Origin of the sequence: Pseudarthrobacter chlorophenolicus, from assembly GCF_000962805.1 — a bacterium.
GTDB classification, from domain to species: domain Bacteria; phylum Actinomycetota; class Actinomycetes; order Actinomycetales; family Micrococcaceae; genus Arthrobacter; species Arthrobacter chlorophenolicus_A.
In genome coordinates, this window is record NZ_JZTW01000027.1 from 23,694 (window position 1) to 33,307 (window position 9,614).

The 9,614-nt window shown below is 59.3% G+C and carries 7 protein-coding genes; all 7 read right to left on the minus strand.

The features are described 5' to 3' along the window. Nucleotides 1-672 precede the first annotated feature (672 nt). Nucleotides 673-3,000: a DEAD/DEAH box helicase gene (locus tag UC32_RS19080; RefSeq protein ID WP_045732751.1), complete on the minus strand. Its 2,328-nt coding sequence runs from the start codon at nt 2,998-3,000 to the stop codon at nt 673-675. A 2-nt stretch (nt 3,001-3,002) separates the two neighbouring features. Next, nucleotides 3,003-4,955 carry a site-specific DNA-methyltransferase gene (locus UC32_RS19085; RefSeq protein ID WP_052690617.1) on the minus strand — a complete coding sequence of 651 codons (1,953 nt, stop codon included), beginning with the start codon at nt 4,953-4,955 and terminating at the stop codon, nt 3,003-3,005. Nucleotides 4,956-5,313: 358 nt separating this feature from the next. After that, a complete protein-coding gene (locus UC32_RS19090; RefSeq protein WP_045732752.1) occupies nt 5,314-6,186 on the minus strand; it encodes a hypothetical protein in 873 nt (290 codons plus the stop codon). Beyond that, nucleotides 6,183-6,428 carry a helix-turn-helix domain-containing protein gene (locus UC32_RS19095; protein WP_235423709.1) on the minus strand — a complete coding sequence of 82 codons (246 nt, stop codon included), beginning with the start codon at nt 6,426-6,428 and terminating at the stop codon, nt 6,183-6,185. The genes UC32_RS19090 and UC32_RS19095 overlap by 4 nt, the downstream gene beginning before the upstream one ends. A 266-nt stretch (nt 6,429-6,694) precedes the next feature. Next, nucleotides 6,695-7,426 carry a hypothetical protein gene (locus tag UC32_RS19100; protein ID WP_045732754.1) on the minus strand — a complete coding sequence of 244 codons (732 nt, stop codon included), beginning with the start codon at nt 7,424-7,426 and terminating at the stop codon, nt 6,695-6,697. Between the two features lie 356 nt (nt 7,427-7,782). Then, a complete protein-coding gene (locus UC32_RS19105; protein ID WP_045732755.1) occupies nt 7,783-8,532 on the minus strand; it encodes a phosphotransferase in 750 nt (249 codons plus the stop codon). Nucleotides 8,533-8,768: 236 nt separating this feature from the next. Then, nucleotides 8,769-9,365 (minus strand): recombinase family protein, encoded by a 597-nt coding sequence (locus tag UC32_RS19110; protein WP_012623531.1) that lies wholly within the window; start codon nt 9,363-9,365, stop codon nt 8,769-8,771. Nucleotides 9,366-9,614 lie beyond the last annotated feature (249 nt).

Sequence of the window (9,614 nt, forward strand, 5' to 3'; positions counted from 1 at the left end):
GAAGAATTCCAGTGCCGCAGGGCCCCTGAGGAACGAAGGGGTCAGGAGCTTGAGCCGGAGCGGAACCGTATGATCCGCAGGACAGCCACAAAAATGCTTGTAAGCAACAGGTGATGGCGGGCAGGAGCTCTGCGACGGACCGGCAGCACCCAACAGCCGGCCACGGAGCGAAGCGGAGAGGACGCCCATCAGTGCTCGCCCGCGAGCACCTGCCCGATTGACCACGTGAGCTTGGTACGGTGGCAGTGTCCTGCACGGTCCTGCCCACATGTTCCTGGCAGGATAATCTTTCCGACGAAGGGCGAGCTATTGGGATTTTGGGATCTGCTCAACAGGCAAAGGACCCCAACTGAGCCCTCGGCCGGCACGGTAGCCGCAGCTAAGTCCGCACCGCTGTCGCCTGGTGAGCGGGCAAACCTGGAAGCGGCATGGGATGAGCTCAATCAAGCCCTGGGCGACTCCAACGTGACGTCCCTACGTGCTTGCAGCGGGAATGGGCGCCATTGGAGCGAGGATCCTGACGCAGTTTGGGCTATAGCTGCCACGATCAGGGACGTTACGAAGGGATCGACCGAAGGTGCCGGATAGGCCGGCACTTGGTGCGGCGATCGTTTCCAGTGGTGAGTTCCCCCAACATATCCCGCGTCTCACCGGCGGTCCTCCCTAGTCTGGTCAGGATCCGGCGACGAATGACTTCGCGACCGATTCCATGTCCTCGTGCGGCAGCGCCCGCAGGGTCTGCCCACTACCCAATTCCCAGATGGAGAACCCGTCCTTACCGTCGGGCGTACCATCGGCTTTCCAGGTTCCCTCCGTTACGAACTTGACCTGAACCGTGGTGGGAACGTCTTTGTGCGGCTGAATGGAGAGCAGCTTGCGGCGGCCGTCGCCCTCGACGAGATGATTGCCCTTGGTGTCGACGCAAATCACGGTGTCACCCGCCCATACGAGGAAGTCGGGGAAGAACCAGACAGTCTGGCCGAGCGAGACCAAGGGGATTTTGTATCCCGTCTGCGTTCGGTTCCGGGCCCACGGGAGGCCCGTCTCATCGATCGCCCGGGCAAAGCGCCGTTCGAGGTCGTTGAGGCCGTCGTAACCTTCGTGGAGGGCGTTCTTGAAGCTCTCCATGCTGCCGCGGCGCACGAGTGTGCTGCCGATGGTGTATGGCTTTGGCTTGTGCTGCTTGACGACCGCATACCTGAGGTACTCGTCCACAGCTTCGGCGGCGTTATCGGTCAGGCTTGTATACGCGCTGCTGCCGACCCCAACCTTTGCATCGAACTTCTCGGTATCGGTGTTCATCACCATCAGCGCGGGGCGGTACCGGCGGGAGACCTCGCGACGGAAGACCCACCGGGCGTTGACTCGGTTGGACTGCTCGAAGTCGACCCACTCCGTGTCCAGCGATTCCCCTGCCCCGATTGTCTGCTGGACGGTCCGCCGCCGACCCACCCCGCGGGTGTTCACCGAATCCTGGGAATAGTCGTGGACTTTGGCTATGACCTTTTCAACAGGTTCGACGGTCGGGGCGTTGTTGATGAACGTGCGGGGCACGGTCAGCTGCTGCTTCACGGGCAGGCTCTCCGGCTCTTCAGTGCCGGGCGGAGAGGTCAGAATGCGGACCTCGGGTGCATCTCCACCCAGCCCCTTTTTGACTTCCTCCACGACTTGCGCGAACGAGTCATTCCGGTCTACGCGCACGTAGAAGTGCGCTGTATTCAGGCGGTCGGCCTCATAGTGTGTCGCGCCTGGCTGGCGCAGCACGCGTCCGACGATCTGAGTGATGTCGACCGTGGATTCCATGGTCTTGTCGATGTAAGCGAAATAGACGCTGGGATCGTCCCATCCCTCCTGGAGGGTCTTGTTGAAGATGATGTGACGGTAGTCGCCCGCCATGAAGTCTTCGTAATCGCTTTCCCCGCCGTTGAACAGCGTGAAATCGGTGGGTAGAGGGAAGTCTTTATCCGTCTTGAGGTTCGCGTATACCGCAATCTGATCTGCCGGCACGCCGCACTGGTCTGTGAGGTAGCGCCAGATCGCGATCGGTGGGGCCTGTCGTTGGTCGAAAGGCTGCTTGGGGTCGTCCGTCTGGCTCGCGTCATCGGCGAGGATGTTCGTGTTGCAGACGTAGATTGCCTTGGGCATGAAGCTCAGGTTCTCCGCCTTGGCGGCATCCTCAGCCTCGCCCAGGTCTCCGAGCATCTCGGAGATGGTCTCCTCCATCGGGGCGTTGAGGCCGTCGAGAGAGATCATGCCTTTCACGAGTCCGGACGCGACCACCGTGGAAGACTTCACCGGCGTGATCAGATCCGTGTCCTTGTAGCCACCCGACGTTCTTAGAGGTTGGATGACCTCAGTGTCGAATTGGGCCGGGAACCTCAGCGTCGCACTGGCCAGCAGGAAGACAGCGGGCTGCTGCTCGATGAGCAGCGTCGTCTGCTGGTCGCTCAGGTTCTGTGCCTCGTCGTAGACGACGACCAGTGGCCTTTGCCGCCCATCGGCCAGTTCGCGGAGTTTGAGTGCTTCCCAGCGCGTGGACTCAATGTTGTCTGTGTCGAGCGCGAAGATCCTCAGGTTGCTGTTCTCGCGGTCCCTCTGGTTAAAGGTACCGACGGTTGCGAAGTAGAGCAGTGCTTCCTTCGAGTTTGCGACGTCCTCGGGGTCGTACTCGCTGAGCAGGCGAACCGTGATGTCAGTGAGGAGGTGGCCGTACTTCCCGCCATCTGCCAGGTTGGCGTAGCTCTGCTGGACCACTACCTTGCCCTTGGATAGCCAGAGTATGACCGGCGGGATCTCCGACATGGCGACGATCTCACTGACTGCCTGGGCCAGGATCGCGGTCTTGCCGGATCCTGTGATGGACGCCAGCGCCTGGTAGAAGGGAACGTCGCGACGCTTCGCCCCTCGCCCAAAAGATATTGGGTCCGTGCTGTACTCGACGTAGCGGTCGGCCATCTGCGAGGCCGCGTCCTGCTGGAACTGGAACAGTTCGATCGCCATGCTCAGCCTTCCTCGGTGAACGACTCGGTGCGGACGTCCAGACCGAAGTCGGACAGGATCCGGTCCGGGATCTGGTACCAGACCACATCGTCCGTCACGAGCAGGTTGCGCCGGCTGTACACGTGGTACACCTCGGCCAGTTCGGCCTTGTCGGCTTCCTCCGTGATGGCTTCGTAAACCTCTTCGGTCAGATCAGTGTTAGACCCTGCACCTGACCAAACCAGGTAGATGCCCTCGTTGCTCGCGTTCTTGGCGACCAGGTACGTATATGGCTCATCGTCCTCGCCGTCGGTCAACGGGATGAGCACGGCCGATCGACGGCTGCCGGTGCTTGAGTGGGACGCAATGACGGTGTCGATCATTTCGTCCCGCTCCATGAGCAGGAGCGTCTTGGCGTCAACCTTCTTCTGAAGTGTCTTGAACGTGAAGCCGCCACCGAGCGGTACGTGCTTCTTCTTCGACCATCCGCCGTCGATCACTCTTTTGAGTCGGTCGACGGTCAGGGTCTTCGCATACGAGTCTCCGTTGTCCGGGCGGCCCTGCTCAATGAGGATGAAGCGCCGGTCGGCCTCCTGATCGTGGTTGAGCTTCAGCACCGCGTGTCCAGTGGTGCCGGACCCTGCAAAGGGGTCGAGGACGGTTCCGGTCGGGGGGCACCAGATTTGGATGAGCTTGGTCATGAGCTTCATCGGTTTCACGGTCTCGAACCCGTGCCCGGGCCCGACGATCGCCGTCAGCTCGTTGACGCCGGATTGGCTGTGACCTGACTCCTCATGGTCCCAGGACACGTCGCCGAGTGCGTCGGGCTCGTCTACGTCGTCGTCGGCCCAGTAGGTCATCGGCACGCGGCCTTGCTTCACGTCCTCGAGGTACTTTTTCTGCTGCGGTCGGCCCTTTCCATCGAGCCCGAATATGAGACGCGGCCAATCGCCGGCCTCGCGACGCTTCTCCGCTGTTTCTCGGGTGTCGTCGAGGTCAGATTTCACCATCACCGCTCGAACCATGCGCGTTTCGGCCGGAGGGATCCCGATGATGGCGGCGCGGATCTCCGCGTCGTCGACATCGCGCAGCTCATAGTCGATGCCCCATTCGGACAGCCACCGAAGGGCGTCCGTCTGTGGCGCACGCCAGCACTTGCCGGCCGGTGGGTAGTGGACTTCGCCAGTGAACGGCGACTGGATGCCGTAGACCATTCCCTGGTGCGTGAGTGCCTTGGGGCCGGAGAAGTTCTCGCCCTTCCACACCCGCGCGTCGTTGTCGGGGTTGCGGTAGCGGGCATCCATACTGGCTGTGCGAGGCTGGAGGCCGGTTTTCGCCACCCGCTCGTCCTTCGCGTACACAAGGACGTACTCCGTAGCCGTTGAAACGTGTCGGTTGTCCGAGCGGGGCGAGTAGGACTTCTGCCAATTGATGATCGCCAGCCGGTTCTCTTCGCCGAACAATTCGTCGAGCATCTGGCCAAGGTGGAACAGCTCGCGGCTGTCGATACAGATTGCCAGGACACCGGAGGGCTTCAGCATCGCCCGCATCATCTGCAGACGCGGGTACATGAATTTCATCCACTTGGTGTGTTTGGCAGGATCGTCACTCCCGACGAACTCGCCCATGTCGGGGTCGTTGGGGTCCTTGTCCCATTTGTCGTTGTACCGGAAGTCACCGCCCGTGTTGTACGGCGGGTCGGTCAGGATCATGTCAATTTGCCCTCGTTCGCGGTAAAGCGAGGCAAGGGCCTGAAGGTTGTCGCCTTCGATGACCAGGTTCCGAGATTTGCCGTGCTCGTCCCCGGCACTGAGGGATTTCACGGTGCGCTGGTTTCGCGGACGTACTCGCCGGCCGAGCTGCCGCGCCAGGACCTTGCCTGGAAACGAGAGATTAACCCCAGCGCCGGTCTTCTCGCGGATCATTTCGATCAGCTGCTCGACCGGCAGCGACTCAAGTTCTATTACATCGTCCACGACGCGCCCCTTTGATGACATGCGGAAAGGAAAAAGGGGCGGCACGCCCTCTGTAGCCTGTGGCTGCGGTGTTGCGACTCCTCAAAGCCAGTAGACCAAAGACCACCGACAGTGAAAGCCTCACCTGCCCTCATAGACTCGCCCATACTGGAAGACAGGGTTTTCTGAGCTGTAGGGAGGCAAACACGCCTCCAAGTCTAGATGGGGCCTACGGGCTGCTTGACCAACTCTTTCGCCCACTGGCAAGCCCTGCAGAGCTTGGCAGTAACTACGTGGCTCTGCGCTCGGTAGTCCCACCGCGGCCAGCAGCCGCAGACTGTGTGCAGCCGTAGCCATTCTGGCCCTCATTGGCAGGCAATCAGTAACGCGATACGTAGACAGGGTTCGCTGCAGCGTCACTGATCTCGACGGCCAAGTCCGTGCTCAGCCGGTGGCCGTCGGCTTTCTTGGTCAGGAATTTCATGGCCGCTGCCTTTCGCTCCGCTTTGGAGTAGACCACTTGCCATGCCGGGAAGTTCCTAAGTTCCTCGGCTATCTCCGCCTTGCGAGCTCGGAAGTCCTGCTCGAACTCGTAAACCTTGGCACTTATTATCCTGTTAGCTTCGGGCATGACCCGGTGGGACAGGGTGATGTCGTCGATCTCGTCCATTCCAGCTTCAGCGATGATAGTTGCCATCAGGTGCCGACGCTTGCCCACTTGTTCGCCGCGGTATTTGCGGGATTCAGCCAGAACTGTCGCCGCCGCTTGGATATTCGTGTAGTACTTGGTCAGGCGTTCCCGCTGGGCTTCATTGGATTCTTCCTCTGACTCTTCAACCGCTTCGTGTAGCTCATTGAGGAAGGAAACCAGCCAATCAGTGCCAGCGTGCCACTCATAAAGCAGCCCCTGGGCGGCCCAGACTACCGTCACACTTTGGTGCTGTCCGTTGTACTGCCGAGCAGCTTCAATCAGCTTCTTGGCCCGAGCGGATAAATTTTCCTGGTCATCGACAAGTTCATCTAGGTAGTTCTGCACTTCGAAGGTGGAAGCACTAGAACTGATGAATACCGCCCCGACCTTGGCTGCCACCCGGATGGCTTCGTCGACGTTAAGGTCGCTACCACTGAGGGTTATGTGGCTTTCACCCTCAATCTTTGCACCAGGCACGAATAAAAGGCCGGCCTCGTCGGCGCGGGCCGGAATGCTCTCGGCGATTTCTGCCAGCTCGGTGGAGGTGTACGTAAAGGTCATGATTCCTCAGTCGCTTCCGGCGCCTGGCCCTTCCTGAGTGTGTTCCGGTTTTCCCAGACCCAATCCTTGACCTGATCTTTGGAGATCAACCATGTCTTCTCGACTTGGTAAGCAGGAATCACCCCGGTTTGCAGCCAACGGTAGACGGTGTTTCGGGAGAGCCCGAAGAGTTCTTCGAGGTGCTGGGTCGTCAGACGCTCGGGGTACTTGGCGAAGAGGGCTTCAAGGTACTTGGGGTCCACGCTCAGTCCGCCCCACCGCCTGAAACCGTCTCAGACCTCAAGTTGGTACTTTGCTGTACTGAGAGAGAAGCAGAGTTATCAATGCTGTTGATTACGATCATCTTTGCCCGTTCGTGTCAGAGGGTACCGATACGATCTTTGCGGACATTCCCAGGGGATGTGAAATGCGGCCGGAACAGCGACTACCGGGACCACGGCAGAAACTCAGTCTTGGACACCGGGCCTTAGGAAAATGCCCGCCGTCACCCGCGTGCCACACCCAAGCCCTATGCTGAAGGACGCGCCCTAATCACCGCGGGAACGCGATTCAGGCCGGTCAACCAGTCATGCACGGGCGAGCTGATCGAATTGACGAGGTTGAATACATCGCGAGTCCGTTCCGCTGCATCTACCTCTAGCAGTGTCTCCATGTGCGATACACGATTACGCAGCCCATGAAGCCGGTACACACGCCAGAAGGTCGTTTCCCCGTCTGGGTCAACAACATTCGGAAAGGCATTCACCAGCGCTTCTTTCCACATCCGTTGACGATTTCGGTTTTCTCTATTGTCAGCAGCATTGCTGAGGTGGTTGGGCAGCAGGTCCTTCCAAAGTCCGAACGTCACCTGCGCCAAAACGTCGTCATGCGTTACATCCATGCCATGACGCCAGTGAGCCGGATCACGCTTCTTCTTGGCCGAATTGGCTTGCTTTAGCGCTTCCACCCTCTTCCCTTGGCTAAGACTGCGAAGCGGGGCGGCCGGGTCTACCAGGAGCCAGCTCTGGTCAACCTTTAGCTCGGCAGAATTCCATTTCTGGAGCTCGGCGTCCATGGCGTTCCGGAGGACCACTTCGGTAACGCTAAGCAGTTCTTGAAAAGCTGAGGTCAGCTGGAGATTCCAGCCATATAGCGAAAGGGCGAGCTTCTCATCACCCGCGGAGGCCTTCAAATACGGCTCTAGTCGTGAGCGGTGAAAAGAATCAATAATTGCGCCACGAGTCTGCCGTCTGTCTGCCATGGACTGTATCTTGCCAGATTGGGTTCTACAGCCATGAAACAGACATCACACCAACTACATGTGCTACACGGTTGGCATGACGCCCTACGCATGTGTAGTGTTGTGGGCATAGAAGGTGAGGACAGGGTCTCTCATCAACGAGATTAAAAAGGTCTGCAGGACGAAAAGCGCCTGCAGGCTTTTTTGTGCTCCGTCATCGTCGTGTGCTCGTGAACCGGCGCGGAACTCACCGGGCCAAGGAAGCAGCTTTCTGTCCTCGCAGTCTCGGCCTACAGAATGACCAGGAACCAGCTCCTACTTTGACGTGCATAGATGCGCCACGCGAGTGTTCCATTTCCTTGGAACAGGAACACTTGCTATACGAGGGCCTGTTCCCAGGTTGCTTGGTTTCGGAGGACATAATCAGCGGCAGCACGCCAGTGCTCGCCATGGCCATTGACGTACATATCTGCCCACGGCTGGAAGGCGGTCTCGTGCGAGGATTTGAGCAGTTTGTGCATAGCGGCAGTTCTTTTGGCCATAGCGGCCGGCAAAGCCTCGCGGAGCGAAGCGTCTGCCCCGTAACCATCGACAAATGCCCTTAATCTCAGGGCAGCCTCATCCACAGGTTGCCCATCGAACAGCACCCCGAACGACTGCGCAGCGTATGCCAGGTCCCATAACCGTGTGCTCGGGCCTGCTGCATCCCAGTCGATGAATACCCATCGCTCCCCCATGATGAGGTTCCAGGGGGCGAGATCGTTATGGCACATCAGGTCCGGATTCTCAGCGGGTAGAAGCAAGTTCCAGTCATCCAGATTGGGAAGCACGAGTGCCTCGCTCGCGTCATGGATTTGCCGGACTATCCTCCCGACCCGCAGCAGTTCAGCATGGCCCAGCGGTAATCGGTCCAGCGCTGAGACACCCTCTACGTACTCGATGACATATCGGCCGTCTTCATCCCGGCCCAGCGGTTCTGGAACGTCCACGCCCGCTGCGCGGAGAGCACCCAGGTAGCTCTGCACGGCAGCTGACTGTTCTGACCACGGTTTCCGGACGGTGTTGCCGACGCGAACAACACTTTCCGAAGCATTTCCACCTGTCAGCTCCTGCTCATCCTCAACCACTTCAGCAGGCTACTGGGTGATGTCACGCTGACAAAAGACGCAAGCCGAGCAAGTCCCACTTCCTTGGAATCAGGACACCTCTCGGTGGGACACTCCCCCGGCAATCTGATCCTGTCATTTTCCGAAGTCGTCTGCACACGCTGCCCTGAAAGTACGCGAGTTGTGCAGACGGGTATGGACATTTTGATGTCCGTACCCGCCTGCACAAAGCACCATTTTGCGCCGTACCTGTGGTGCTAAACGACGCCCTGTTGGTCAGCAAGTGCTCGTGATCGCCTATAGAAGGTTGCTCTGGACATTCCGAAATCCCGGGCGACCTGCGCCGCGGGTTCCCCGCCTTTGACCAGGCTGACAGCGCTTCGAATCTGACTATCCGTAAGCCGGCGAGGCCGACCACCCAGCGCTTTGCCGGCTTCCCTTCTCTTGTTGATGGAATCTGTGACGCGTTCCCGTTTGATCTCGTGTTCCATCTGGGCGAGGGCAGCCATGATCGTGAACAACATTGACCCCATCGGTGTCGCCGTGTCGACGTCGCCTCCGCCCAGGTTCAGGACGCGCAGACCCGCCCCGCGGCTGCGGAGTTCGTCAGCGAAGGCGAGCATGTTTTGGGTGGATCGCCCCAGCCTGTCCAAGGTTGTGATGACGAGGGTGTCGCCCTCCATGAGCGCGGCAAGTGCTTCATCGAATTTTGGCCGTGAAGCACGTGCTCCGGATACGCCGTGGTCAACATAGAGGTCATCGCGTCGAACGCCTGCGGCGAGAAGGTCCGCCTGTTGCCGGTCGGTGGACTGCTGCCGGGTCGAAACTCGTGCATACCCGATCAGTTTCGTCATGACTGCTGCTCCGATGTGTTTCATAACTAATGGTTGGTATACCGATTCAACCAGTAAGTTTCGAGACATAGTTACGAGAATCGCCGAGCGACGAAAAAGTTGCGCGATTTCAGGAGAAAGGGGGCATTGCCGTCGTTGCCCTCATTCAGCTGATGAGACGTCTCGTATCCCAAGGGATACGAGACCGAGGAGCGAGCCGTGTGGTGAAGCGAATAGCAACATCTGCCGGCCGTGCTTAGCGGTCGGACT

Coding starts and splice junctions, on each gene's coding strand:
- UC32_RS19080 (WP_045732751.1), bottom strand. CDS start 3,000: ATGGCGATCGAACTGTTCCAGTTCCAGCAGGACGCGGCCTCGCAGATG.
- UC32_RS19090 (WP_045732752.1), bottom strand. CDS start 6,186: ATGACCTTTACGTACACCTCCACCGAGCTGGCAGAAATCGCCGAGAGC.
- UC32_RS19100 (WP_045732754.1), bottom strand. CDS start 7,426: ATGGCAGACAGACGGCAGACTCGTGGCGCAATTATTGATTCTTTTCAC.
- UC32_RS19110 (WP_012623531.1), bottom strand. CDS start 9,365: ATGACGAAACTGATCGGGTATGCACGAGTTTCGACCCGGCAGCAGTCC.